This is a genomic window from Pseudoneobacillus rhizosphaerae, from assembly GCF_917563885.1.
GTDB classification, from domain to species: domain Bacteria; phylum Bacillota; class Bacilli; order Bacillales; family Cytobacillaceae; genus Pseudoneobacillus; species Pseudoneobacillus rhizosphaerae.
Genome location: NZ_CAKJTG010000026.1, coordinates 20,334 through 44,275, shown reverse-complemented (window position 1 = coordinate 44,275; position 23,942 = coordinate 20,334). Strand labels below are relative to the sequence as shown.

Sequence of the window (23,942 nt, the reverse complement as noted above, 5' to 3'; positions counted from 1 at the left end):
TAAATGGGCTACTCTCCTAAAGAGTAAGCCCATCTTTCTTGAACTCTAAAAATTGCTGAAGCATTTTTTGATGAGATACAGGGAATGCATAGGATTCCATCTCATCAAGGGAAACTAGTTTCAAACGAGGAGTTTCTTTCACTTCGGAAAGGATTTTCCCTGAATAAATTTGGATATACCATTTTAAATGTGAAAATACGTGTTCAATCGAGCCGAGACTCTCATTCACGATAGCCTCCACTTCATATTCATTCATTAATTGATTTAGAAAATCCCCTTGTCCGTTTTTAAGATCGGTTACATATTCAAAGTTCGGAAATTCCCAGAGGTTAGCTAGTAGACCGCTCTCTGGCCGTTTACGAATGAGTATTCGCCCTTTCACATCAGTCAAAATACCTGCAGTAAGGTGGACATCCTTCACCTTGGTCTTTTTCGTTTTCACAGGCAATTCCTTTTGTGTCCCTGTTTCAAAGGCGTTACAATGTTCTCTAACAGGGCATAACAAACAGGATGGTGATGTAGGAGTACAAATGAGCGCCCCTAATTCCATTAAGGCTTGATTAAAATAGGACGGATTCTCGTGGGATATAAGTTTTCTAACAGCCTCTTCAAATATTTTACGAGTGGAGGGCTTTGCGATATCCTCCCAAATCGATAGGATTCTCGATAATACCCTCATTACATTCCCGTCAACAGCTGGTTCCGGAACCCCATAAGCAATGCTCAATACGGCCCCTGCTGTATATGGACCAATTCCTTTAAGGCTTGATATTTCCTTCGGAGTGTTCGGAACAACACCTTCATATTTTTCTTGGACTTCCTTGCAAGCACTTTGTAGGTTACGCACGCGTGAATAATATCCTAGACCTTCCCATGCCTTTAAAATCTTTTCTTCATCAGCAGTTGCAAAATCATCTAGAGTCGGGAATTGCTCCATGAAATTATTATAGTAAGGAATAACCGTATCCACTCGCGTTTGCTGAAGCATAATTTCTGATACCCAAATACGATAAGGGTCCCGCTCTTTTCGCCAAGGCAAATCCCTTTTTTCATTTGTAAACCAGCCAATCAAGTCGGCTTGAAAGTTGTTTATATCAATTATTTCTAAGCATTCCACTGAATTTTTTTGCACTTTTGTTCCTCCATGGTGTTAAAAGTCCAGTAATCTGGGAAGATAATATAAAATCTGTTTTCTCAAAGTTTGTCGTTTTTCGAACCAATTTTATACCCGTATGAATTTAGGCTTCGGGGCATCTTTTCGTCATTGTTTGAAGATTTGTTTTCTGTTTTTTGATATTGTTTATTATTTAGAAGTTATTGCAAGAAGGGGTACGAAAAGAGCCATATTAAAATTTTAATCCATAGCAACTTATTTGTTGTAAACCACCTTTAATAAAAGGATCTAAACAGCCAAATAACGAATGATTTTTGGATTTACGTAACTTTTTCAGGGCATAATAATGTGATTCCGTAGGTACTTGGAATGTTTCAATCACTTTATTTTGCGATTCATTAAGCTGAATTTGGTGTGCTTCAAACGCATGTAAATTTGAAATGATGTGGTGAATCGCTTCTTTATATTGGTGGTGAAAGTCTTCATTTACCTCATATTGAATGACCATTTGAATTTGTGTATTCATTCGCTTCATCTCCTTAGACTAAACCATATTGATGACGATTGACAAGCTTGAATGCATTGAAAATATTCTCTTAAAAGGAGGTACTTTCCTTTTGGATACAGGTACTCACGTAGTGATGGGTCTCGCATTAGGTGGTTTAGCCACTTTAGATCCTGTTGTTGCAAATCATTCGATAACGGCAACTTCTGTTGTCATTGGAACGTTAGTTGGCTCACAGGCACCTGATATTGATACTGTATTAAAATTAAGAAATAACGCCATTTATATTCGGAATCACCGAGGGGTTACCCATTCCATCCCGGCCGTTCTGCTTTGGCCAATCGGGATTATTGCTATTCTTTATCCACTCTTTCCTGAAGCAAATTTGCTCCACTTATGGATTTGGACATTTATCGCTGTATTCCTGCATGTATTTGTCGACATATTCAATGCCTATGGCACACAGGCACTACGTCCTTTTTCGTCGAAATGGGTCGCATTAGGGGTTATTAACACGTTTGATCCTTTTATTTTCTCGATTCATGTCGTGGGATTATTAATGTGGGCTTTTGGAGCCCATCCAGGGTATACGTTTATAGGCATTTATGCGATTATTTTTTCCTATTACATCATTCGATTTCAGGTTCAGAGAAAAATACGTTGTAGAGTAAAAGAAATGATTCCTAATGCAACGCAAATAATTATTGCGCCAACTATGAAATTCCATGAGTGGAGGATTGCCGTTATTAGTGAAAGCAGATTTTTTGTAGGTCGTTCAAGTAAATTTAATGTGAATATTTTAGATGAATTTGAACGAGTACCAATTCCAGAAAATGAAGTCATTGAGGCGGCAAAAAAAGATAAGAATATTTCTGCATTCCTTTCCTTTTCACCTATATATCGGTGGGAGCTAGATGAATATGATGAACATTATGAGGTTCGTTTTATTGACCTACGTTATCGGAGCAATGGACATTACCCATTCGTAGCAGTCGTTCAGCTTGATTTAAATTACAGCATTATCAATTCTTATACTGGTTGGATTTTTAGTGAAGCAAAGTTGAGGAAGAAGTTGGATATTTTATCGAATTAGTACAACTAGATAAGGCTTGGCCGATTTTGAAGGCCAAACCTTATCTTTTTTAATGCAGTAATGGATCACTATCCCCTAATAAATGCTTATATTTTGGATTATTGGCAATAAAATCATGGAGGTTTTCACCATAGTTCTCAATCCATTGTCGAACCACTCGTTCCGCCATTTCAGGACCTTTGTATTCCCTCCCAGCTTTCGCATAGGTTGACTCAAAGTCCTCCCAAAGCAGTTCCACACAAGTTCTAGCTTGCAGCTCCGTTAGACGGTCATTCTTCTCAAGCAATAATTGTGTTAACGCATCTTGATACAACAACATTATCATTCAACTCCATTTCCAATCTTTCCTTTTCATAGCTTTGCACTAGTTAACAGATAATAAACACACATGAGCAGCATTGGTTCTATCCTTTGTTACTCATGGTTGAACCTAATTTAGGAGGGTTTTCGCATGCGAAATAAAGAAACAAACTTCCCAAATCAAAGCAATAATAAGCTTGAAGGCGAGCCACGAGCTAAGGCCGAATACGCTTCGAAACGGGCTGATGGTACCATTAACACCCATCCTCAAGAGAGAATGCGGGCTTCTAGTACTCGCTCAGAGGATACTCCTGAATTATTCAGACCTTAAGAATTTTATTTTTAAGAAGGCTCTCTTTAAGAGGGCCTTATTTTTTCAAATCCTTTAGCATCGAAATTGGAAGTGCCTCTTCATCTGTATTGCCACCAACACGAAAGCCCCAGGCAAAAACACCATTTAAATATTGGACTTTAAAATAAGATCCTGGAGCGCCTTCAATCTCATATAGTTCATTTTCTTTTATCGTGCTAGGATCAATTAAATAAGACTTGGCCATGATTGCTTTTCGTTCTAATACAGCAAATTCACTAACCATTCCCATTTGCTCCGCTTTTCTTGCCTTTTCATTTAACTGAGAAATTTCTTGCTGCAGCTCAAAAGTGGACATTTGACTATATCTCTTTTCTTGTTGTTGCATTTTGCATTCCCCTTTATGTCAAATCAGTTTCTTTAAGGCTCTTTTCATATCTTGGTGCTATTTGAATCAAAGTAAAAATCGGAATTTGGATTTTTACGGTTTTAGTCTCATTTTTTAAGTGTATGAACCTTTTGAGTAAGGAAAAGAGCACGAAACCCATATTTGCACGGGATTCATATCATATTCGAAAAACAATCTATGCAAAAATAAGGCTTTCTTTTAGTATAATAAAAATATCGACAACACGAAAGGAGAATGCACAATGAAAGCATTATTAATTACAGGTGCCGGTTCTGGATTAGGAAGAGAGCTTGCGTTATTATTTTCGCAAAATAATTTACATATTCTATTAGTTGGAAGGTCAAAGGATAAACTCCAAAGGGTAAAGATGGAAATTGAGCAGCTTGGCGGAAACGCTGATGTCATTCAAGCAGACATTCGTTCATATCATGAAATTTCAGCAAAAATCAATGAGCTTAGTGAAGATTACTCTTTACAGGGGGTTATTAACAATGCTGGTGTTGGCTACTTTGGACCATTCGTAAAAATGGATGAAAACGAAATCGTTGAGATGACTGAAACTAATTTCCTAGGAACCATTTATGTTACAAAAGCTATTTTACCTATACTCGAACAACAAAATTCAGGATTTGTTATGAATATTATTTCTACTGCTGGATTACGTGGAAAAGTGAATGAAGCCGCTTATGTAGCGAGTAAATTTGCTGTCAGAGGCTTCACGGAGAGCCTACAAAAGGAATACGAAAATACAAATATCAAATTCACCCCTGTTTATATGGGAGGAATGGATACTCCTTTTTGGGAAAATAGTGATCATATTAAAGATCCTTCTAGATTACGTTCTCCCAAAGAGGTTGCTGAAATTATCATGTCCCAATTAAATGAGGAATCGATCATAATCGAGAATCGAAAATAAAAATAAGCTTGGGTCACTCCTCGTGATCCAAGCTATTTAAATAGTCATCAATTTGGTCCATTCCAAACCCTTTACCATAAAGAAATTGTTTTATTTTATAACTATCATTTCCATATTTTCTAACTGCCTTTTCCCCTTGTTTTTTAATAGCTTCAAGCTCTATATCCTCGTTTAATAATGAATCCTTCAGTTCCACCATAGCTTCATCAATAATTGAAAAAGAATAACCTTTCCGCGAGAGAGCCTGTTTTAACTTTTGCTCAAAAATATAGGTAGAATCTTTCCGCTGTTTCTTTTGTGCCTTTTGACATAGTTGAATCACTTTTGACAATTGGAGATCATAGGTGAATTCAGTTTGGACTGATTTTATAATCGATTCACTAATTCCTTTTTCCATTAATTCTAGCTTAATGACATTCGGTCCTTTGTCCGTTGTATTGATTTGCGTTCTCATAAAAGCAAGAGCAAATTCTTCATCATTTAAGTATTTCAAGCCATAAAGCCGATGGATGACCTCTTGAATGACTGATTCTTCGATATCCTTTTGTTTTAAATAGTCCTTAACTTCCTTTTCTGAACGCATTCTAATTGCTAAATATTGAATCGCTGTTCCAAAGGCTTTTCGGACGGTGTCTTGGTAGAGAATCTCAATTTGAGTAAACTCATCTAATTCCATCCCTTTTTTCATTTCGTATTTAATTAATACATCTTCATCGACGCTAAAGGCATACTTTTCACCATTACCATCATTCACAAAAATGTTAAACCGACCAGGTTTTTTTTGTGTTGTAATTTTCGTAATATGAACCATTTTTTTCACCTCATCTTAAATTTAGCATATGTGAGCTTAAATGGTATAAAATTGCTAAAAGGAGTGATTTTTTTGAAAATTGTCATTGCTGGAGGTTCTGGCTTTGTCGGTCAAGCACTTAGTGATTTTTTTCTAAAAAACGGAGATGATGTTGTGATCCTAACACGTCACCCAAAACCAACATCCCCTCAATTGAAATTAACCTATATAGAGTGGCTAAATGCGGATAGCCATCCAGCCCCATTGCTTGAAGGAGTTCATGTATTTATTAATTTAGCTGGAGAATCCATTAATAGTGGCCGATGGGATGAAAAAAGAAAACAAAGAATTTTACAGAGCCGATTAAAAGCAACAAATGAGCTGCTTCATATAATGGAAAACCTGAAGGAAAAACCTCAAGTTCTTATTAATGCCAGCGCTATCGGCTATTACGGGACGTCTACTTCAGAAACTTTTACAGAGGAAAGCAACAGTGTCGGTTCTGATTTTTTAGCGGAAACGGTTAAACAATGGGAAGACCTTGCAAAGAAGGCTGAAACGATTGGTGTACGAACTGTGTTAGCTCGTTTCGGTATCATTCTAGCTAAAAATGAAGGGGCTTTACCGAAAATGGCACTACCTTATCGATTATTTGCAGGTGGAAAATTAGGTAAGGGGAATCAATGGGTTTCCTGGATTCATATTGAAGATGTGATTCAGGCGATTTCTTTTTTGATTCAAAATGAATTGTATAAAGGTCCTGTTAATTTCATTTCACCAAATCCTGTTACTATGGATGAGTTTGGAAAGGCACTTGCAAAGGTATTGAATCGACCTCATTGGGTTCCAACTCCAGAAATTGCTTTAAAGATTCTATTAGGTGAAATGAGTTTGCTGATGTTAGAAGGACAAAAGGTTTTGCCAAAAAAATTACTTGATCATGACTATAAGTTTCACTTCCCGACCTTAGATTCTGCTTTAAAAGATATTTTTCAAAAATAACCGTTTATCCCCTTTCGTTTAGGGCAAAAATAGGAAGGCATCCAGAGAAAAGGTTCCCTACTAAAAAAAGAAACGAAAGGAAAGGTTGATAACACATGACTAAAAACAACAGAAAAGAAAAGGTAAAAAGTAATTTAACTAGTATGCAAGCAGTTACATATTCTCGTGAGTTCCAAAAAGCTGACCGTGCTGGGGGATACAAAAGCAACAGCATGAGATAAAGCACATATGCGAAAATCTCCTCATAATTTCACTGTTTTAACAAACAATAAGGTACGAAAACAATTATGTTTTCGTACCTTATTGTTTTGAAAGGGGATTTTAGTAATGGGTAGATCACATGGACATAAAACTCGAGACCGAAACAAAGCAAGCCTTCCTCAAGTACCAAAGAATTTAAAATCCGATGGTAATGATGTGGAGTTTTCAAAAGAGATGGCAGATGGCGCTGACTTAGAAGCTCTAGCACGAGCTAACGCTGCTAACCAACGAGTACAATCACGGAAAAAAAAGTAAAAAAGGAAGCAGGATGATTTGTCATCCTGCTTCAAAAAATAATATAAGGGGGAATTAAAAACAAAAGTCATCATGCAATTTTCATGTAAGAGAGGATACTTCTTCTCTACACTCATAATATACTGCAGAGAGTACTCAGATTCAATTCATTTCACAGTTTCTTAACATATTAACGTTGTTAAATATGAATAGAATGTGAACTCACTTCATCATTAGGATTAGTTGCAAGTCTTTTTCATTTGTTCCAATATCAACAAAAAAAGATCCTAGTGGATAAATAGGTCAATTCTGTGGATTATTTGTTCATAATACTGTGTATAAACCTGAGGATAACTCTGTGGACAGTGTGGATAAGTCAGATAAATTGCATTAAATCCAACTTTTGCCGGTGGATAACGATGGGGATAAAGTACTAATACGACGCCAGCAAATTCCTAATAAAAATATTCAAACTAAAAGCCCTCCAAGTGGAAGGGCCGTTATCATTATCTACCGCTTATTTCACTTAAGTAATAACTATAGCCTTGAAGTGATAAATCCTCAGCATCATAGGCTAAATCTAATGCTTCTGAAGATTTATTAAAGCTTTCATCTGCAATGTTATCATTAGACGTTTCTGCATATTCTTCTAAAAGATCTAACGACTCTCCCATTGATTCTAATGAGCTTTTGTAAACTGCAATGATGTCCTTCACGATTCTAGAATCTTCTTTATAATCAAATCCTACTTTTTTTGCTGTTGTCTCTAGCTTTGAATATTCCTTAGTTAGATCATCTAGCAATCCATTTAAATCGTTATAATATTGCTGAGTTTTGTTTAGTGGACCTTTACCTCCACCATCACGAATTTCAAAGTAGGCCATATCAAGATATTCGCTGAACATATAAAGATGAACAGTAAAATCCTCTAACATTTTGTAATGATTCATAAATTTAACCTTTATTTGAACGTCATCAAGGTCTTTTTGAACTCCTGCTAAGTCTTTCTTCACGGCATCCACTTGTTTTTTTGTTACACCATCATCTTTCACGACCGGTGTAATAGCGTATGTTGTTCCAGTTTTTTTAACGGCTGCACCTGTCAGTTTTGTTAAATCATTAATTGGAACATACACTTTTGAACCATTTGCTAACGTCTCTGTATTCTGTGTCTTCCCATTTACCTTAATTACATTTGACCCAAATATAGCAGTTATTCTCTTACTAACCGATTTTGCATATCCAGTATTTGAAAATACTAGAAAAGCGATCAAAAGAAGAATAAATGCACTACTTTTCTTCTTCATAAAATTACTCCTCTTCAATTAAGTCAACCAACTAAAACTATTCTCCTATTCTCGATTAAATTCCTTCATAAATAATCGCTAGAATAAAATTAATTTTTAACTAAAATAAATACCAAAAGCATATATTAGCTTTTGGCACATTTTTTATCACAAATTATAGTTACTGTCCTTTATAAACAACTGGACTACCGGAAAAGAAGCTCATTCTCCAGTCTTCAATAATCGGGTGGTGTTGATTTACATCACCGCTATTTGAGTAAAAATTAACATTTTCCCCTTCTGAAGTAGCTGCCCACATCTTGCCCTTATCATCAAAAATAACTACACCTTCCGCTACACCTTCAAGACCAGGCATATATCCGTGAAACGCATAAACGCTCTCATCGTCCGTAGGTACTGGTGTGATTTGTTGAAACGTAACTCGGAAAATATCTAAATCTTCTCCGACAAGCTTTTTAAAGGATTCTTCCATTTGATCATCTAAGAAAATAGAGAAAATTTGATTGTATTCTGGTTTATCAGGCAGCTCCGCTTCGACATACTCCACATCACCTGGAATTTCTTCAGCTGTCTCGTCATCAATTACCGCTGAAGTATCAGTTTCTGCCTTTTCAGATTCTACTTGTTCATTATCCTTCTCAGTCTCTTTTGTGGCTTGTTCAGAACAAGCAGTAGCCAGTAAAAGAGTTCCCATTAGACTTAAAATCATGACCATTTTTTTCATCTTTTGCACCTCTGTATTTTTTAGTGAATCTTGTAGTAAATCTATCATAATATTGAGACTATTTTAACATATTTATGATTAAAATAAATAGATAATTTTTTTAAAATAGTAATGAATTATGGAAAGTCTCACTATTCTTCCAAAAAAAATAGCCACTAAGAGCGTTCTTAGTGACGTTTGTGTTATTCTTCTGATGCGTCTACTTCTTTCACCGTTACCTTTACTTTCATAATTCGGAGCTCATCCATTTCATCCACTTCAAAGGTGATATTTTGATATTCAATGTATGGTTGTTGGTCTCCTACTGGAATGTAGCCTAATTGACCAATTACAAAACCACTTATCGTATCGTAATCTCGATCAGGCAATTCCACTTTTAATATATCCTCCACTTCGTAAAGATTGGTTGTCCCTGGGAATAGATACGTGTTGGAATCTAACTGTATGATATCCTCGTCATGAATATCCATGTCATCATGTTCATCAAAGATATTTCCAACGATTTCTTCTATTAAATCTTCAATTGTCACAATACCATCTGTTCCACCATATTCATCTACGGCAATGGCCATGTGGATATTATTCTTTTGCATTTCTTTAAACAGATGGTCAATTCGAATAGATTCTAGAACAAAATACGGATCACGAATCAGTTCTCGTAAATTAAACTTTTCTTCATCGCAATCTTCTATAAATTGGATCAAGTCTTTCACATGAACAATACCAACGATATGATCGATATTGTCATCGTATACAGGAAATCTTGTGTATTTTTCAAGATTTACAGTTCGTGCTGTTTCCTTTAAACCATAATTTATAGGTATAGCGACAATATTTGTTCGATGAGTCATGATATCGGACACCGTTTTATTGTCAAATTCAAAAATATTGTTAATCATTACTTTTTCAATATCTTGGATTGTACCTTTTTCTTTTCCAACATCGACCATCATTCGAATTTCTTCTTCGGTCACGTTCTCATCCTCGGCATTTGGGTCGACACCAAATAATCGCACAATTACGTTCATGGATAAGGTCAATAATTTAACAAACGGGGCTGTAACCTTTGATAATATAGTAAGCGGACCAACTGCCGTATAAGCAATGGCCTCTGCTTTTTGTAAAGCTAACCGTTTCGGTACAAGCTCGCCAACAACTAACGTAAAATAGGAAAGAATTAATGTGATGAAGACAACGGAAATCGTTTCAAGCATATCTTTTGGGATTGGAACTCCCATGTCAATCAGGAATTCAGTTAACCTCCCTGAAAAGCTTCCAGCCGCAAAGGCACTCGCTAGGAATCCGGCAAGAGTGATACCTATTTGAATCGTAGCTAAAAAACGGCTTGGTTCTGAGAGTAGATTTTGAAGCATTTTCGCCTTTTTATCTCCACTTTCAGCATTTAGTTTTATTTTATTATCATTTAATGAAATCAAAGCGATTTCAGATGCAGCAAAAAATGCGTTTATAAGTATTAGTACTATAAGTACCAATATTTCAGTTGCCAAAAAGACCAGCCTCCAGGGGTTTCAATAAATAGTATATCGACTATTATAAGTTAGTATATTCTTCCGTATTTTTCAAAAAATAAGTCCTTATTATACATGATTTAATAAAAAGGATAATGATGGCAATAGTTTTCTTTTGTATAACAGGGCGATAAAGTTGAGTAATAGGGCAGGAATTTTTTTGGGGAAAATCCGACGCTTATAGAGCTTAAAGAAAGCTGTCTTCAACTCGTTCCACTGAGTACAGGTTTTCGTTTGTCGGAATCGAGCCACATCGATCATTCTAATGCTTCCCTCGGGCGTTAAGATTATATTTCGCAAATGTACATCAGATGGATTTAACCCTTTACTTACGGCAAGATTAAGCGCTTCATCTATTTCACTTACATTTTTATTTGTGATAGGGTAGCCTTTTTCCAAACAGTTAAAAAGGGTATGTCCTTCGATATAATCAATAACTAAGTAATTTCCCCCTGAATCGTAGAGCTTCGGATAAAAAGGAATACCTTCTAGAATATTGTATATTTCAGCTTCTTCTTTCGCTAATTTTGTAAAGGATGGAAAAAACACTTTAATTACTTTGTCAGTATGCTTGATTTTAAACACAAATGCACTTCTACCTGCTCCAATAAATTCTAAGCTAGGATCTTTGTCATTCAGTATTACTCTAAAGCCATTATTAGAAAACTTCACACTTTGGGCTAATTCACTGAATGATTTCAATAAAATTTCTCCTTTCCGTAAAGTGAAACGAAAGCCGCCAAGTAAAAGGCGGCGTTTGAATTTAATTATTATACCGTTCCAGGAGAATGTTCCCCACTTGGACGACCTGCTTTATCCTTTGACAAGAACCAACCTGCAACTGCAATGAGTATCAATACCGCATAAAAGATAATCTTCCAAGTTGTAGAATGAGCAAACTCATAAGGGATAACTCCCACATCCTTATGTCCTAAAGTGAAAACAGCTAGTTTAACCCCTACCCAGCCGACTATTGCAAAAGCGGCAATTTCCAGTCCAGGTCTTGTTTGAAGCAACTTTACAAAGAAATTTGCTGCAAAACGCATAATAACCAAACCGATTAGACCACCAGCAAAGATGACTAAGAACTTACCACCATCAAGTCCACCGATGTTGGGAAGGTTCGTATTAGGAAGAGCCATAGCCAATGCAACAGCTGCAAGGATGGAGTCCACCGCGAAAGCTATGTCCGCTAATTCAACTTTAATAACTGTTGCCCAGAATCCAGATTTTTTCTTTTCTTCTATTTTATTCTTCTCTTTTCCTTTATTTACGACTAATTTTCTAAAAATATGATTGAAGGCGATGAATAAAAGATAAAGTGCTCCAATCGCCTGAACCTGCCATACATCTACGAGAAAGGAAATCGCAAACAAGGAGCCAAATCGGAACACAAAGGCACCGGCTAAACCATAAAACAAGGCACGTTTTCTTTCTTCATCTGGGAGATGCTTAACCATGATTGCTAAAACAAGAGCATTATCGGCGGCAAGCAATCCTTCAATAGCTATTAAAAGCAATAATACCCAGCTGTATTCTAATAAAATGGATAGTTCCATATTATCCTCCTGTATATTTGAATCTGAAGTGTTAGGCTTAGATTTATTTTCACCATTCCTTCAAGTTTAATCCTTTATTTAATTCACTTAGAAATGATTTGAATGATATCTTGGTCTTTACTTTCTACCCCTTCGTTAAAGGTTAACCGTGTTTTAAAACGGTAAGACCTTTCATCTGAGGAGGTAGGAATATAATCCGCCAATTTAAAGGTAAAGGTTAATTGATCAGACTCTTCTGATTGAATAAGCTTTGAAGTCAAAATCGTTGTTGTATCAATTACTTTTTCATTACCATTTGTTAGATCCGTCATCACTAAATCACATTCGATTCGTTTAATTTGTTGATCTACAGTTCCGCCTTTTATCATGAAAATCCCCTCAATGAATTCTCCAGGATAATAAGTTTCCTTCGGTAAAATTAAATCGATGGTGGCTGAACCTACTCCTAAAAGTGACATGTATTTTCTTAGTATCATGCTTATCTCCCTTCCTATTTTTTTATATATTTTTCTTCGATACGCTTTTCAATCTTTTCAAGCTTTTTTTTGTCCTTCAAAATTTCTTCCTTGTTTTTTTCCATTAAATTTAAAAATGAAATTTTTTCTTTTCTCATTCCGAACTCTCCCTTAAACTTTTTTCAATTAAACAAAAAACCTTTACCATATTCGGTAAAGGTTTTTTAAAACAAATAAAGACCTTTACCAGTGGGTAAAGGTCTTGCTAACAACGATAAAGTTGCCAACAAAGCCGAGAGTAATACTACTCTGAAATGACGACTTTGCTGTAAAAGCTACTCCCCTTTAGGAGATTGATTATTTAATTATAAATATGAATATACTATAAATCTATGATTTCGTCAAATCGTTTTTGGATAATTCTAAGTTCTCCATCTTAAGACTAAATTTTTCTCGAAATCACTTTTTAATTAAGTTGAATAACTAATTTCTCAGATTTAGCTCGTGATACACAGGTTAACATACACTCATGCCCGTTTTTTTGATCCTCTGTTAAGAAGGTATCATTATGTTCAATTTCACCTTCGATTACCTTTACCTCACAGGTCCCACAGCGTCCAACTCTGCAGGAATAAGGAGCGTTGATTCCGTTTATTAATAATGCTTCTAGTAAGGTTTGATCTTTAGATACAGAAATGCTTGAACCCGTAGTTAGTTTCACTTGAAATGCTTTATTATTTTTTGAAAATGATACAGCAAAATGTTCAAAGTGAATGCTTGATTTGGGATATCCTAGGCGTTCTGCCTCATTCCTAAAACTTGAAATAAACGATTCCGGTCCGCAGAAATAAACATGGGTACCAATTCTATGATCAAGCAGCGTTTCATTACTTAATTTGTTATGCCTATTTGAAAAATAAAAGGTAGTTTCATCTGCAAAATTTTCTTTTATAAGGGAGTAGAAAGAACATAAATCCTCTGATTTTGAAGCATAATGCAATTCAAAGGTAGTTTTACGTTCTCTTAACTCTGCCATCATGGAAAGAAAGGGAGTAATCCCAATTCCAGCTGCATAAAAAACATGATGTTTCGCTTTAAAGCTTAAAGGAAAATGATTTTTAGGGTAACTGATTTTTAGGAAATCACCCATTTTTATGCTTTCATGCCAATACTTTGAACCCCCATTGGAATTCTCACTTAAGCGAATAGCAATTTGATAGGAATCAGTTTGGTCAGGTAGATTTGTTAAAGAGTATGCCCTAGTAATGAATCCATTTTCACCAGCTATATAGGTTATAATGTGTGACCCTCCACTAAACGGAGGAAGTTTCGTCATATTTATAGGTGAAAGTGTAAATTGCTTAACCTGTGGCGTTAACTTTTCAATTGATTTAATAAAAACAGGAATTGTATGTTCTTTCATGCAACAGTCCCCTTGTTAAAGTTTTGCAACATAGCCAAGATAGGCATGACGGAGCGCAGAATAGTGATCAGAAACTTCTAAGAGTAGATGACAGTATTGGCAATTTATCTCTACTTCTCCGTTTGCTACTTCCGTGATTTCATGGCATCGGCAACAAAAAACATTTTTCGATTTGTCACCATGTCCAAACCATTGATATTCCTCTTCAGAGAAGCCAACTTCTTCAATCTTTAGTTTGATTGGATGTAGTTCTTTCCATGGAAGACAGACGTAAAGATAAGTACCCATCTTTTGCTGACTTAACCAATGGGCTATATCTGTATGCAGGAATTCCTTCTGTTTACCAAGAAACACCACTTCAAAAGAGTCATTATTTATTATTGCTTGTTCGATAATTGGGTTTAATATGGTCAATCCTTTTTGATCAGCAAGAAACAAATATTTACGCTTACTTTGAACGAATATGGGTTGATTTTTCATGAAGCGTCTTCCTTTTCTAGTTGAACTTTCAAATAGTCAATAACGACATCCTTAAACAAGGAAAGTCCTTTATAATCGACAATATAAGGTGGAAGCTCTTGGAGAATGTGATAAAACTGCTCCAACCATGCTCGCTTTTCTGCCAATTTCCTTAAAGGCAGCAGATGAGTATGTATGGTAAATAGAATGCCATTGCTTCTTGAAAGTCGAAATAGCGTTTGCACCTCGACACGTAAATGGACCAAATCACCAGCATTTTCAGCGGTCACCTGCTTACGTCCCTTTCCCCAATCGTCGAAGGTTTCGAGTGAAGTATCAAGACGATTCCCAGCCATTAAAGACCAATTATTTCTCCCCCATGGGTTTCCAGCCTCAAGTCGGAGAAGAAAGTTTAAAATTCGATCATCTAATTTCTCTTCCTTAAAACCTGGTATGGGGTAATGTATTTCTCTAAAGCTCATTCCAAGATCAAAAGCAAGCGACCAATTTGCAGGAAAGCACAGCTGACCAGCATCCAAGTACAGGTTACCATCACGTTCACTCATTAAAATAAGGTCCTCTTGAACATGTCTTCCGATGAAATCCAGTGGTTGTTGTAGAAGTGTGGATTCATCGCCATAAATAAACTGTTGCGTTTCGTTTAGTATTAGGTTTCGGAAGGTCCATAAGGTATTGGTTTTAGTTAATGAAAATTTATCAGGATAGTAGTTTACGAGATGATTCATAACTAGAGCGAGGATTTCCCACTGTGCTTTTAAGGTATGTGATAGGGATTGAAAACATCTTTTTGGATGGTCTCTGAGCAATTGTCGCTTTAGTTTAATTTCTTCTTCATAGTTGGAAGTGATATCGACACTTTTTGGAACATCGAGCGGGATGGAATTGTTAGAGTAGCGATACATATTGCCCTTAAATGGATATGGAAATTGCTCTAGGTTGTCTATGTAAGTCATAAAACCCACCCTTTTTTGAATATTTAATATTTTTATTTATAGAAAAAAAAGAACGCCATCACTGAGTAATGCGTTCTTTTCTTATCAATTCTCAAACACAACTATTCTACTGTTCTAAATTCCTTAAATGGAAAATACACAAATTCTGGACTTCCGACAATTTGATTTTCTTTAATTAATCCTAAACCATTACGACTATCCATGCTGACTAGTCGGTTATCCCCCATAACAAAGTATTGGTTTTTCGGGACAGTAACGGTTTCAAAGTCTTCGGTTAAGTAAACCCCCATTTGTTCTGCTACCTCACGGTTATAAGCTAAATAGGATTCTTTTACTACTTCTCCATTTACAAATAATTGATCATTCTTCATTTCAATTTTATCACCAGGTAGACCAATGATTCTTTTTACATAGTTATCTTCTGATCCTTTAATAATAACGATTTCACCTCTAGCAAAACCAGTAACAGTTGTTAACTTATTAACAAATATTTTTTCTTGGTTATGCAAGGTCGGTTCCATTGATGCCCCTTCAACGATATACGGAGCAAATAAAAACGTTCTTACTATTAAAACGATACCAACAGCAATCGATAATGAAAGAATCCAACTTTTCATTTCAGCTAGTGTTTTAGATTTCGACATTGTTCCAACTCCCTATCTTATATGATTACACCATTATCACAGTTACAATACAAACTCTAACTGAATATCTAATGGCTCTTTATCAAATATAGATTGATTGATTTCAACAGCATAGGTACATCCTAAATTCCGATAAAAATGCTGCGTTTCTTCTGAAGGATGTGCTCCAATATATAGCTTCTTGGTACCCATTTCCTTTGCTTTCTGACAACAAAGCTGAAATAACTTCTTTCCGATTCCACCATTTCTAAACTCATTAGAAACATGGATGTAGGTGAGTTCTCGATATTCCTGTTTGCTACCGAACAATTCTCCTTCGACATTAGCAAAACCAATTAAATCATCTTCTAAAAAGGCTCCAACTACAATCCCGCCTGAATTAACGCATTGCTGTAAATCTTGAAGGACAAGTATCTTTATATCGTCATCCCACTGTTCAACAAAGTGGTCTGCTTTTATATTGAATTGTTCATTGTCTTTATACCATACACGATTTGTCTCTTGATATCGATTGAATTTTTTTAAGCTAGTTGTTTGTAAAATAATTAAATCCATTAATTTATATGTAATAGTTTGTTTCATGTTGTCTCCTATTAAAGATTCCACATAGGAATTTATTTTCCTTTTCATTATAACAAATTATTCGCTTTTACGAAAAACTCCTACTTAAAGTAAATACAAAATGGGCAAAAAAAAGATTGATACATATGTACCAATCAAATTATGGGAAGGTTTTTAAGATTAGAGGTCCTATTCCCCTAAAACTCAAATTAAGTTACCTTTATATTAAAAAATACCTGTGTAGAAATTATAGGGAACTTATGTGGAAGTTATGAAGATTCGTTTTGTTACCAGCCCAATCGATTACGCAGCGATGTAATATGTGCGATATGATGGCGACTATGCCATGCGTATAGAGCTATCATTGAGGCAATGGAATTTTCCCCTGATTCTGGATGGTAAAATGTTTTTTCTAATTCACTTGGTGATAATGTATTTAATATACTTACCCATCGACTATGTATAGCCTCCATAAGCTGAAGAGAAACCTCAACCGGCAATTTAGAATCTGGAAGTTCTGCCCATTTATCCTCTTTATATGGCTTTATGACTGGTTTTTCCTCTGTAAGTGCTAATTTAAGACGAATATAACTGTTTAGATGACTATCTGGTAAATGATGAACAACTTGCCGGACTGTCCATCCTCCAGGCCGATAAGGTGTGTTTAACTGATAATCTTGTAGATCCCTAACTGCTTCCCTTAATAATCGAGGGGCGTTTTCTATTTCAGCAATCCAATTACTAATTAACTCAGTTGTAATTTCTCCTTCAATTTTAAAATGACCAACAGGATATCTTAAATCCATACTTATCTTCCACCTCCTTAAACTCTGAGCAATATTAGACTATTCACTTTATTTTATTTTAATACCATATTTAGAACATAAAGCTAGCTACTTAATACGATCTTCAAGTCGAAGATCTTTTTAACTTAAAAAATCTTACTATTATGCCAAAATGAAGTACTCCTACATGTTCACCTTTTTATACTATAAAAAGGAGTTCGATGACAAAATGGAAATAATCTCTGTCTATTTAATTATCGGGGTAATGATTAGTACATCAATTTATGTGGTGGCGGATTTTCGACCTTGGTATATTTTTTCTGCATTGTGCATTGCCTGGTTACCTCTACTATTCATTGGAATAATTATAACTTTATTTATGGATTTAGAAGAAATCTCCAATAAGCTAAACAGATAAAAGTACAAAACCAAGAAATAAATCCAAAAACTGAGACAATTGTAGTTTCGGACCATCCATATTTTAAGCCGAAGTGATAATGAATCGGTGTCATTCTAAAAATGCGCTTATGAGTAAGTTTAAATGACGAAACCTGTAAAATAACCGAAAGTTGTTCAGCAAAATATATAAAGAACAAAATGGGAATTAAAATTTCAACTTTCTCAATAACGGCAAGAAATGAAAGCGATCCCCCGATAGCTAACGAACCAGTATCCCCCATAAAAGCTTTAGCAGGATATATATTATAAATGAGAAAGCCAAGTAAACATCCAATCATAATTAAACAAAAAATCTGCACCTCTGCTCTGTCAGACACCATAAAAAAGAAAAAGTATGTAGGGATTGCAACAACTCCTAAAAGACCGTCTAAGCCATCTGTGAAATTTATGGCATTTGCAGAACCTACCACAAATAAGGTGATGACAATGACATATAACGCCATTGGAAGATTCAAGGAAATATTTTTATAAATATTAATGCTGGTGTCTACTCCTAGTTCGTTGATCACGTAGAAAAGCAAAGTACCTGTAAAGAAAAATTGAAAAATAAGTTTTGTCTTACCCGATACACCTCCTGGATCTTGGCGAGAAGCTTTCCAAAAGTCATCTAAAAACCCAACAAAACTAAAAAGTATGTAGGTAATAGACAAGAAATACATTAATGGAGTAGGTGAAAAAAGAATTGATACGATAATTCCTACAAAAAGAATAATTCCAAACATTAACGGAGTGCCTTTTTTTAATTGATGATCTGAAGGAAGTTCTTTTCTTATCGGTTGAATGAGCTTAAGTTTTCTCAAAACAGCAATTAATAGTGGAGATAAAATTGAAACAACTACAAAAGAAATTAATGCTGGGAATATTTGATCACTCACTTTTCATTTACTCCTTTTCTCTTTATTATCTATGAAATAAGTTCGATAAAATAATGATATTTCCTTTAAAAAATAAAAAAAGCTCTACCTCCAAAAGGAAGTAAAGCTTAATCAACTATTTCTTACTCTTTATCGTCTCTTACATCTGGTCGAACTGGTGTTAGCTCTTCGGAAGCTTCTGTTTGATATTGTAGGTTGCCTTGATAACGTCTTTCACCATGATCTTGATCTGGTAAGATGTTATTTGCTAAGTAACGATGGAACATTAATTCAAATACACCTAGTGCTAATGCAGATGCAAATGCCTCACCCATCATGCCGGCACCATAAGTTAAGTTTGCACTCATAAACCAAATAATCGCAAATGCTAACGCGAAGTCTGCAATGGTGGCAACCGTATTATTAGTACGAGGTAGGATTAACATGTCGCCAATCAAATAAGCTGCGACACTCACTACCAGAGAAATGAGAAATACATTTCTAAAGTCAACACCATTGAATACATCAAGAATAATGTACAAAAGAACAAGGGTGGCAATAAATTTTATGGCTAATGCTTTTATATGTTTCATTTAACATCCTCCTTTAAAATTTATTGTGCTTTTCTTTTGATAAATTATTCATTTTACTATGTATAAATATAATGTTAGTTCTTCCCTAATCGACAAATACTCCCCAACCATCTGAAAATCCACCATGTGGTTTACTTAATTGATCTAATTTATTCTGAATTTCAACGATTGAATCATAATCCAACAGCATGTTTTTAGAAGTACAGCAAGACCATTCATCTGTTTCATCATCTTGCTCCAAGAAACAGTTAAAGCCTTCAGCTTTAAGTACTTCTGAAACTATTTCGCCAGATTTTTTGTCAGGTACTGCTATAAAGAACTCTACTGAGTGTGATTTTTTGAAATCAATTCCCTCTTTGTAAAGGCTTTTTAAAGCTTGACCATTTGCGTCATCGGGAAACTTCAGAGACTTTTCCTCTTTGACAGGTGAGTTGCTCTTATTTTTATTGGCTGATTTAGCTTCATCTTGTTTAGTACCTTTACTTACATAAGGTTTAGCGCTTTTAATTTTCTTAGCCTTAGATTGCCAACGGTTCCAACCCTTTTTATCTGTTCCTCTACCTGTACCACTTTTCGCTTTAGCTTTTGGTTTCGTCATCTAATTCACTCCATTTTTTACGTTACTAGTCGTTTACTTAGTTTTATCCAATTCAATTGATTATTTACTATGTGTGGGGAAAATACAACATTTTCTATTAGAATGTGGTGAGTTATCAAAAAAAAATAGTATTATTAAAAACAAAATATTGTAAAAGTGATTTATTACATAATGGTTAAACTAGTGTGAATAAGGAAAGAATTTGAAACGAGGAATGATAATGAGTCCAATCAAAAAGCAAAAAAGCAATAAACTTAAAATGGTTTTACGCGTATTTTTAGTTATTATTGGTGGATTAATAACAGCATACGGATTAGAAGCCGTATTAATCCCAAACAACGTATCAGACGGTGGCGTAACAGGCTTGAGTATCGTTGGTTCAAAATTATTTGGTTTACCACTAGGACTTTTAATTGGCATTTTAAATATCCCATTTGTATTTTTAGGATATAAACAAATTGGTAAAAGTTTTGCCATTTATTCAGTTATGGGCATTGCTTCCCTATCAATTGGCACTACCCTCATGCATCATGTTCCAACCATTATCCATGGAGATACATTATTAATAACGGTCGTCGGTGGTATTATCATCGGCTTTGGAATGGGGTTAGCTTTACGAAATGGCGGAGCATTAGATGGAATTGATATGTTAGCCGTACTTCTTTCACGAAAATTACCTTTTGGGACAAGTGACCTCATATTATTTTTAAACATGTTTGTATTTATCGTTGTTTCATTTGTATTTGGTCTCCAAGGAGCTATATTATCGGGAATCGCGTACTATATTGCTTCAAAAGTTATTCACATAGTCGAAGAAGGATTAAGCGGCTCGAAAAGCTTTAAAATTATCACTAATCAACCTGAAGTTATGGTAGAGGTCATTCGTGATCGTTTAGGTCGAGGAGCAACGTATACACTTGCTCAAGGTGGTTATAGAAATGAACAATTTAAAGAAATCACTTGTATTGTAAACCGTTTAGAGGATAGTAAAATGAAAGAAATCATTAATGAAATTGACGTAAATGCCTTTGTTGTTGTATATGATGTAGCTGAAGTAAAAGGCGGAAACTTTAAAAAGCATGATATTCATTAACACAAAAAAATGTGGGAATGAGCGTTTTAACTTTTTTGGCTCTGTTAATCTATAGTGTTGCTATTTTAAAAGTGTCCGAATGTTTTTGGTTTGATTCGGTCACACGAAAACTTCTCGCGTGCACAATTTCCCCTTTTGGGCGGGTTTCGCGTTCGCGAGAACTTCTCACGTGCACGTTATTCTCCTTTTGGACGGATTTCGCGTTAGCGAGGAGTTCTCGCGTGCGCGTTTTCTTCCTTTTGGACGGGTTTCGCGTTCGCGAGAACTTCTCACGTGCACGTTTTCTTCCTTTTGGACGGGTTTCGCGTTCGCGAGGTGTTCTCGCGTACGCGTTTTCTTCCTTTTGGGCGGGTTTCGCGTTCGCGAGAACTTCTCACGTGCACGTTATTCTCCTTTTGGACGAGTTTCGCGTTCGCGAGAACTTCTCGCGTGCACGTTTTCTTCCTTTTAGGCGGGTTTCGCGTTCGCGAGGTGTTCTCGCTCGACTGTTTTAGGTTAGATAATCAACATTAACCATTAAGATAGCCTTCTTTTTAATCAAGTATATGTAAGTTTCTTAACAATCCGTAAAGAACTAATAATATCCCGACATAAAATAGACCAGCAATACCCATAAATTCATCAAAAAGGACATCAAAAAACCTTTCCCACTTTTCTTTAGTCGATTTGGCTTTCTTTAATTCCTTTATTAAGGAATTCAAAAATAGGCCGATACAGATTAGTCCTAAAACAATAAAAAGTGTACCCAATATTTCACTTCCTTGTTGTTTGGAAAGTAGTTAGAATTGGATTTATTAATTTTGAACTTCTGAGATATTACTTACAGCTTGAACATATTTTACGTACCACTTTTTCCATTCTTCTTTTTGATCCTCTATTGTATTTCCATTTAACAGGGCATTAATGACATCTAGACATACATGCCATCCAGCAAGGTCTTTTGGAGTATGGTTTGTGATGGTTTTAATCTTCTCGATTAAAACTAAGCTGCAGCCATCTGATTCTTGATTTAACTCAAAACGAACAATGTCTTCTCCCCATGTAAATTCCAGAATGGAGTTCATTTCTAGATCTAGTATCGTTAGTTCCTCAATGGTGCCATCCTGCATATCAAACTTAATTACACCGCCTTCACGAAGTTCATCAACTCGAAGTTCAGAAAACCATTTAAGAAGTTTTTCATTATCCGTCAACCAGGACCAAACGTCTTCTACTGAATGGTTGAAATGACGTTCAAATCGGGCAATATGGCCGTTTTCTACTTTTTTATTATTGCCAGCATTTAGTATTCCCCTTTATGTTTGGTTGTTTTGCCACTTTTAGTATTCGACTTGTTCAAAGAATCCCCTGTTTAGGACAAATAAAAACACCCAAAAACAAATAGTTTCAAGGTGCCAAAGTAAGTTAATTATATTTCGTAATAATAACAACAACGATTACAGCTAAAATCACATACTGAATCACATAATTGACTAACAATGTCTTCCAATACTGTCCAATCATAAAGAGACTAACTTGTTTTTGAAATTGTACACGATAATTGTTTTCCTTAACCGTATTCAGCAACTCAACAATCTTGCTTCTTGAGAACCAAAAAATCGGTATTCTTGCTAATACGTGCCTTTTGGCTAAGTTTGGTTTTCTTTCTCCGTATAAAGCTAACATATAATTACTGTTAAATTGCGATGGGCCTTCTAGTTCGACTTCTTGAATGGCCCCATAAGGAATGACTTTTCCTCTTTTGAAAAAACCATTAGTTACAATAGAATTCTCTTTCACATGAACAGAAGCTACAAGATAATTAATTACTTTAAAAACATAAAAGGCTGATCCTAATAGAATAATAGAATTCAAGCTAAACTGGGGCAAGAAGAAGTGTGCTAATAAACTAATCACGATGACATGGGCTGCCACTAGGACTAATGTTGATATGTATTTTTGAATTGGTACTTTTATTACCATGTTTGTTTTCTCTATCCTTTCGATTTAGGAGGTTCATACATATTATAAGTGAAATTTTTTAAAAATAAAGACTTTTAATTTCGATTACTCCTTTTAATGAATATCAAACAAAAAACTTGCAAACGATAAGAAAAAGGTAGGTGCTATTCATGAAAATATTAGTTAGTTTATTTTTGGGTATTGTATTAAATTTAGGAACGACCATAACCCCTAATATTAGCACATCTAGTATCGTGAAGGCCGAAGTACCTCCGTATGCTAAGTGGGGGCAACTTGCCATGCAGAAAACAAAAGAAAAGTACCCGAATGCTGCTATTACGGATTATCTGCATCTTGGAAAAGTTCCAGGGACAACTTCAAGCACAGAAAAATTTAAGTTATGGCTAAAGGAAAAAGATAAAGAATTTGGTGTTTTAGTGGATATTGAAATTGATAAAAATACTGAAAGATTAATCGGAATTAAATTTAGGGAAGTGACTAGATAAACAAATTTCCTATTCAGAATTAGCATATTTATTCACTTTGCTACTCTTTTTTCTCATAGAAGTAATTTCGTTTCCAAAGTAATAAAATCACGATAATAACTGAAAAAAGTCCCATTAACCCATAAGTAATTGTAAAAAGCTCAGGACTTAAAAATTGAGAAACCATTTGTTCATCCACTGGCCTACCTTGTGCTAGTCTCTTTTGAATGAATATATCTTTTAATAGATCAAAATTATCAAAGGAAATCTGGAGAACGAAATACTCTTCGACCCTCTTAAAAATGGTAGAAAGAATGGCAAGCCAAAGTCCTGCCTGGTGTTGTTTTAACATAAACCATATTGCCAGTCCATCCACTAGAATCAAGAAAATGAGTATGATGATAAACAAATCCCCTCGATTTATACTGTCCAACAGAAGATAATCTGCTTGCTGCCGATAGCTTAAAAGCATGGAGACTTCTTTAGCTAGAGCAGCTAAATACACACCAAAAATAAAAAAAATGACTTTGTTTTGTTTTATGTTATGGAACATTTCATTTTCCCT

General features: G+C 35.2%; 33 protein-coding genes. 8 read left to right on the top strand and 25 right to left on the bottom strand.

The features are described from left to right. Positions 1-16: 16 nt before the first annotated feature. Together mutY and LRP83_RS18625 are read right to left on the bottom strand one after the other, a co-directional pair. A complete protein-coding gene (gene mutY, locus LRP83_RS18630; protein WP_230498214.1) occupies positions 17-1,132 on the bottom strand; it encodes an A/G-specific adenine glycosylase in 1,116 nt (371 codons plus the stop codon). Between the two features lie 214 nt (positions 1,133-1,346). Further along, positions 1,347-1,640, bottom strand: a complete 294-nt coding sequence (locus tag LRP83_RS18625) for a hypothetical protein (protein ID WP_230498213.1) — start codon at positions 1,638-1,640, stop codon at positions 1,347-1,349. Between the two features lie 91 nt (positions 1,641-1,731). Here LRP83_RS18625 and LRP83_RS18620 point away from each other — a divergent pair, with 91 nt between their 5' ends. After that, positions 1,732-2,712, top strand: a complete 981-nt coding sequence (locus LRP83_RS18620) for a metal-dependent hydrolase (protein ID WP_230498212.1) — start codon at positions 1,732-1,734, stop codon at positions 2,710-2,712. 49 nt (positions 2,713-2,761) lie between these two features. Here the strand turns inward: LRP83_RS18620 and LRP83_RS18615 are convergent, their stop codons facing one another. Next, positions 2,762-3,037 (bottom strand): YfhJ family protein, encoded by a 276-nt coding sequence (locus LRP83_RS18615; RefSeq protein ID WP_435531372.1) that lies wholly within the window; start codon positions 3,035-3,037, stop codon positions 2,762-2,764. Between the two features lie 126 nt (positions 3,038-3,163). Here LRP83_RS18615 and LRP83_RS18610 point away from each other — a divergent pair, with 126 nt between their 5' ends. Next, the gene (locus LRP83_RS18610; protein ID WP_230498210.1) at positions 3,164-3,343 is read left to right on the top strand and encodes a small, acid-soluble spore protein K; all 180 of its coding nucleotides are present in this window, start codon (positions 3,164-3,166) and stop codon (positions 3,341-3,343) included. A gap of 37 nt (positions 3,344-3,380) precedes the next feature. Here the strand turns inward: LRP83_RS18610 and LRP83_RS18605 are convergent, their stop codons facing one another. Beyond that, positions 3,381-3,710 carry a YfhH family protein gene (locus LRP83_RS18605; RefSeq protein ID WP_230498209.1) on the bottom strand — a complete coding sequence of 110 codons (330 nt, stop codon included), beginning with the start codon at positions 3,708-3,710 and terminating at the stop codon, positions 3,381-3,383. Between the two features lie 262 nt (positions 3,711-3,972). Between LRP83_RS18605 and LRP83_RS18600 the strand changes: the two genes are divergently transcribed. Continuing rightward, positions 3,973-4,647, top strand: a complete 675-nt coding sequence (locus tag LRP83_RS18600) for an SDR family NAD(P)-dependent oxidoreductase (protein WP_230498208.1) — start codon at positions 3,973-3,975, stop codon at positions 4,645-4,647. 13 nt (positions 4,648-4,660) lie between these two features. On the opposite strand, the gene recX is transcribed toward LRP83_RS18600, so the two are convergent. Further along, entirely contained in the window at positions 4,661-5,458 is a 798-nt protein-coding gene (gene recX, locus LRP83_RS18595; RefSeq protein ID WP_230498207.1) for a recombination regulator RecX, read from the bottom strand. Positions 5,459-5,530: 72 nt separating this feature from the next. On the opposite strand from recX, the gene LRP83_RS18590 reads away from it, so the two are divergent. From LRP83_RS18590 to LRP83_RS18580, 3 genes are all read left to right on the top strand, one after another. Then, entirely contained in the window at positions 5,531-6,439 is a 909-nt protein-coding gene (locus tag LRP83_RS18590) for a TIGR01777 family oxidoreductase (protein WP_230498206.1), read from the top strand. Between the two features lie 95 nt (positions 6,440-6,534). Beyond that, positions 6,535-6,660, top strand: coding sequence for a YfhE family protein (locus tag LRP83_RS18585; RefSeq protein ID WP_230498205.1), 126 nt, complete (start codon positions 6,535-6,537; stop codon positions 6,658-6,660). A gap of 106 nt (positions 6,661-6,766) precedes the next feature. Continuing rightward, entirely contained in the window at positions 6,767-6,955 is a 189-nt protein-coding gene (locus tag LRP83_RS18580; protein WP_230498204.1) for a YfhD family protein, read from the top strand. 485 nt (positions 6,956-7,440) lie between these two features. On the opposite strand, the gene LRP83_RS18575 is transcribed toward LRP83_RS18580, so the two are convergent. The 16 genes from LRP83_RS18575 to LRP83_RS23375 all read right to left on the bottom strand — a co-directional run bounded on the left by LRP83_RS18575 (position 7,441) and on the right by LRP83_RS23375 (position 19,858). Then, positions 7,441-8,241: a hypothetical protein gene (locus LRP83_RS18575; RefSeq protein ID WP_230498203.1), complete on the bottom strand. Its 801-nt coding sequence runs from the start codon at positions 8,239-8,241 to the stop codon at positions 7,441-7,443. A gap of 160 nt (positions 8,242-8,401) precedes the next feature. Further along, positions 8,402-9,013, bottom strand: coding sequence for a hypothetical protein (locus LRP83_RS18570; RefSeq protein ID WP_230498202.1), 612 nt, complete (start codon positions 9,011-9,013; stop codon positions 8,402-8,404). A gap of 134 nt (positions 9,014-9,147) precedes the next feature. Further along, on the bottom strand, positions 9,148-10,473 hold the full coding sequence (locus LRP83_RS18565; protein WP_230498201.1) for a hemolysin family protein: 1,326 nt from the start codon (positions 10,471-10,473) through the stop codon (positions 9,148-9,150). A gap of 90 nt (positions 10,474-10,563) precedes the next feature. Next, positions 10,564-11,196 (bottom strand): protein kinase family protein, encoded by a 633-nt coding sequence (locus LRP83_RS18560; protein ID WP_230498200.1) that lies wholly within the window; start codon positions 11,194-11,196, stop codon positions 10,564-10,566. 68 nt (positions 11,197-11,264) lie between these two features. Next, positions 11,265-12,053: a TerC family protein gene (locus tag LRP83_RS18555; RefSeq protein ID WP_230498199.1), complete on the bottom strand. Its 789-nt coding sequence runs from the start codon at positions 12,051-12,053 to the stop codon at positions 11,265-11,267. Between the two features lie 83 nt (positions 12,054-12,136). After that, the gene (locus LRP83_RS18550; protein ID WP_230498198.1) at positions 12,137-12,529 is read right to left on the bottom strand and encodes a sporulation protein; all 393 of its coding nucleotides are present in this window, start codon (positions 12,527-12,529) and stop codon (positions 12,137-12,139) included. Positions 12,530-12,543: 14 nt separating this feature from the next. Beyond that, positions 12,544-12,666 (bottom strand): FbpB family small basic protein, encoded by a 123-nt coding sequence (locus tag LRP83_RS18545; protein WP_230498197.1) that lies wholly within the window; start codon positions 12,664-12,666, stop codon positions 12,544-12,546. Between the two features lie 308 nt (positions 12,667-12,974). Further along, a complete protein-coding gene (locus LRP83_RS18540) occupies positions 12,975-13,931 on the bottom strand; it encodes a PDR/VanB family oxidoreductase (protein ID WP_230498196.1) in 957 nt (318 codons plus the stop codon). 15 nt (positions 13,932-13,946) lie between these two features. Continuing rightward, positions 13,947-14,411 carry a hypothetical protein gene (locus tag LRP83_RS18535; RefSeq protein WP_230498195.1) on the bottom strand — a complete coding sequence of 155 codons (465 nt, stop codon included), beginning with the start codon at positions 14,409-14,411 and terminating at the stop codon, positions 13,947-13,949. Next, positions 14,408-15,364 (bottom strand): heme-dependent oxidative N-demethylase family protein, encoded by a 957-nt coding sequence (locus tag LRP83_RS18530; protein WP_230498194.1) that lies wholly within the window; start codon positions 15,362-15,364, stop codon positions 14,408-14,410. Before LRP83_RS18530 ends, LRP83_RS18535 begins: the two co-directional genes overlap by 4 nt. A 101-nt stretch (positions 15,365-15,465) precedes the next feature. Further along, positions 15,466-16,008, bottom strand: coding sequence for a signal peptidase I (gene lepB, locus LRP83_RS18525; protein ID WP_230498193.1), 543 nt, complete (start codon positions 16,006-16,008; stop codon positions 15,466-15,468). A 42-nt stretch (positions 16,009-16,050) separates the two neighbouring features. Then, positions 16,051-16,590, bottom strand: coding sequence for a GNAT family N-acetyltransferase (locus tag LRP83_RS18520; protein WP_230498192.1), 540 nt, complete (start codon positions 16,588-16,590; stop codon positions 16,051-16,053). 266 nt (positions 16,591-16,856) lie between these two features. Beyond that, a complete protein-coding gene (locus LRP83_RS18515; RefSeq protein ID WP_230498191.1) occupies positions 16,857-17,375 on the bottom strand; it encodes a YfiT family bacillithiol transferase in 519 nt (172 codons plus the stop codon). 356 nt (positions 17,376-17,731) lie between these two features. After that, positions 17,732-18,688, bottom strand: coding sequence for a phospho-N-acetylmuramoyl-pentapeptide-transferase (gene mraY / locus LRP83_RS18510; protein WP_230498190.1), 957 nt, complete (start codon positions 18,686-18,688; stop codon positions 17,732-17,734). A 122-nt stretch (positions 18,689-18,810) separates the two neighbouring features. Beyond that, positions 18,811-19,260, bottom strand: a complete 450-nt coding sequence (locus LRP83_RS18505) for a YndM family protein (RefSeq protein ID WP_230498189.1) — start codon at positions 19,258-19,260, stop codon at positions 18,811-18,813. 85 nt (positions 19,261-19,345) lie between these two features. Beyond that, entirely contained in the window at positions 19,346-19,858 is a 513-nt protein-coding gene (locus tag LRP83_RS23375) for a DUF3934 family protein (protein WP_435531371.1), read from the bottom strand. A 220-nt stretch (positions 19,859-20,078) separates the two neighbouring features. On the opposite strand from LRP83_RS23375, the gene LRP83_RS18490 reads away from it, so the two are divergent. Next, positions 20,079-20,951, top strand: coding sequence for a YitT family protein (locus LRP83_RS18490; RefSeq protein WP_230498188.1), 873 nt, complete (start codon positions 20,079-20,081; stop codon positions 20,949-20,951). A gap of 533 nt (positions 20,952-21,484) precedes the next feature. On the opposite strand, the gene LRP83_RS18485 is transcribed toward LRP83_RS18490, so the two are convergent. The 3 genes from LRP83_RS18485 to LRP83_RS18475 form a co-directional block, all read right to left on the bottom strand. After that, positions 21,485-21,700 (bottom strand): hypothetical protein, encoded by a 216-nt coding sequence (locus LRP83_RS18485; RefSeq protein WP_230498187.1) that lies wholly within the window; start codon positions 21,698-21,700, stop codon positions 21,485-21,487. A gap of 45 nt (positions 21,701-21,745) precedes the next feature. Next, positions 21,746-22,144: an SRPBCC domain-containing protein gene (locus LRP83_RS18480; RefSeq protein ID WP_354002358.1), complete on the bottom strand. Its 399-nt coding sequence runs from the start codon at positions 22,142-22,144 to the stop codon at positions 21,746-21,748. A gap of 211 nt (positions 22,145-22,355) precedes the next feature. Continuing rightward, on the bottom strand, positions 22,356-22,913 hold the full coding sequence (locus LRP83_RS18475; protein WP_230498186.1) for a hypothetical protein: 558 nt from the start codon (positions 22,911-22,913) through the stop codon (positions 22,356-22,358). A gap of 149 nt (positions 22,914-23,062) precedes the next feature. Between LRP83_RS18475 and LRP83_RS18470 the strand changes: the two genes are divergently transcribed. Beyond that, on the top strand, positions 23,063-23,398 hold the full coding sequence (locus LRP83_RS18470) for a DUF3889 domain-containing protein (protein WP_230498185.1): 336 nt from the start codon (positions 23,063-23,065) through the stop codon (positions 23,396-23,398). 40 nt (positions 23,399-23,438) lie between these two features. On the opposite strand, the gene LRP83_RS18465 is transcribed toward LRP83_RS18470, so the two are convergent. Continuing rightward, on the bottom strand, positions 23,439-23,930 hold the full coding sequence (locus LRP83_RS18465) for a hypothetical protein (RefSeq protein ID WP_230498184.1): 492 nt from the start codon (positions 23,928-23,930) through the stop codon (positions 23,439-23,441). Between the last annotated feature and the right edge of the window lie 12 nt (positions 23,931-23,942).

Bases quoted from the DNA above. Each gene is read 5' to 3' on its own strand.
- LRP83_RS18625 (WP_230498213.1), bottom strand. From the start codon at position 1,640: ATGAATACACAAATTCAAATGGTCATTCAATATGAGGTAAATGAAGAC.
- LRP83_RS18615 (WP_435531372.1), bottom strand. From the start codon at position 3,037: ATGATAATGTTGTTGTATCAAGATGCGTTAACACAATTATTGCTTGAG.
- LRP83_RS18610 (WP_230498210.1), top strand. From the start codon at position 3,164: ATGCGAAATAAAGAAACAAACTTCCCAAATCAAAGCAATAATAAGCTT.
- LRP83_RS18605 (WP_230498209.1), bottom strand. From the start codon at position 3,710: ATGCAACAACAAGAAAAGAGATATAGTCAAATGTCCACTTTTGAGCTG.
- LRP83_RS18600 (WP_230498208.1), top strand. From the start codon at position 3,973: ATGAAAGCATTATTAATTACAGGTGCCGGTTCTGGATTAGGAAGAGAG.
- recX (WP_230498207.1), bottom strand. From the start codon at position 5,458: ATGGTTCATATTACGAAAATTACAACACAAAAAAAACCTGGTCGGTTT.
- LRP83_RS18585 (WP_230498205.1), top strand. From the start codon at position 6,535: ATGACTAAAAACAACAGAAAAGAAAAGGTAAAAAGTAATTTAACTAGT.
- LRP83_RS18580 (WP_230498204.1), top strand. From the start codon at position 6,767: ATGGGTAGATCACATGGACATAAAACTCGAGACCGAAACAAAGCAAGC.
- LRP83_RS18575 (WP_230498203.1), bottom strand. From the start codon at position 8,241: ATGAAGAAGAAAAGTAGTGCATTTATTCTTCTTTTGATCGCTTTTCTA.
- LRP83_RS18570 (WP_230498202.1), bottom strand. From the start codon at position 9,013: ATGATAGATTTACTACAAGATTCACTAAAAAATACAGAGGTGCAAAAG.
- LRP83_RS18555 (WP_230498199.1), bottom strand. From the start codon at position 12,053: ATGGAACTATCCATTTTATTAGAATACAGCTGGGTATTATTGCTTTTA.
- LRP83_RS18550 (WP_230498198.1), bottom strand. From the start codon at position 12,529: ATGATACTAAGAAAATACATGTCACTTTTAGGAGTAGGTTCAGCCACC.
- LRP83_RS18545 (WP_230498197.1), bottom strand. From the start codon at position 12,666: ATGAGAAAAGAAAAAATTTCATTTTTAAATTTAATGGAAAAAAACAAG.
- LRP83_RS18540 (WP_230498196.1), bottom strand. From the start codon at position 13,931: ATGAAAGAACATACAATTCCTGTTTTTATTAAATCAATTGAAAAGTTA.
- LRP83_RS18535 (WP_230498195.1), bottom strand. From the start codon at position 14,411: ATGAAAAATCAACCCATATTCGTTCAAAGTAAGCGTAAATATTTGTTT.
- LRP83_RS18530 (WP_230498194.1), bottom strand. From the start codon at position 15,364: ATGACTTACATAGACAACCTAGAGCAATTTCCATATCCATTTAAGGGC.
- lepB (WP_230498193.1), bottom strand. From the start codon at position 16,008: ATGTCGAAATCTAAAACACTAGCTGAAATGAAAAGTTGGATTCTTTCA.
- LRP83_RS18520 (WP_230498192.1), bottom strand. From the start codon at position 16,590: ATGAAACAAACTATTACATATAAATTAATGGATTTAATTATTTTACAA.
- LRP83_RS18515 (WP_230498191.1), bottom strand. From the start codon at position 17,375: ATGGATTTAAGATATCCTGTTGGTCATTTTAAAATTGAAGGAGAAATT.
- LRP83_RS18505 (WP_230498189.1), bottom strand. From the start codon at position 19,260: ATGAAACATATAAAAGCATTAGCCATAAAATTTATTGCCACCCTTGTT.
- LRP83_RS23375 (WP_435531371.1), bottom strand. From the start codon at position 19,858: ATGACGAAACCAAAAGCTAAAGCGAAAAGTGGTACAGGTAGAGGAACA.
- LRP83_RS18490 (WP_230498188.1), top strand. From the start codon at position 20,079: ATGAGTCCAATCAAAAAGCAAAAAAGCAATAAACTTAAAATGGTTTTA.
- LRP83_RS18475 (WP_230498186.1), bottom strand. From the start codon at position 22,913: ATGGTAATAAAAGTACCAATTCAAAAATACATATCAACATTAGTCCTA.
- LRP83_RS18470 (WP_230498185.1), top strand. From the start codon at position 23,063: ATGAAAATATTAGTTAGTTTATTTTTGGGTATTGTATTAAATTTAGGA.
- LRP83_RS18465 (WP_230498184.1), bottom strand. From the start codon at position 23,930: ATGTTCCATAACATAAAACAAAACAAAGTCATTTTTTTTATTTTTGGT.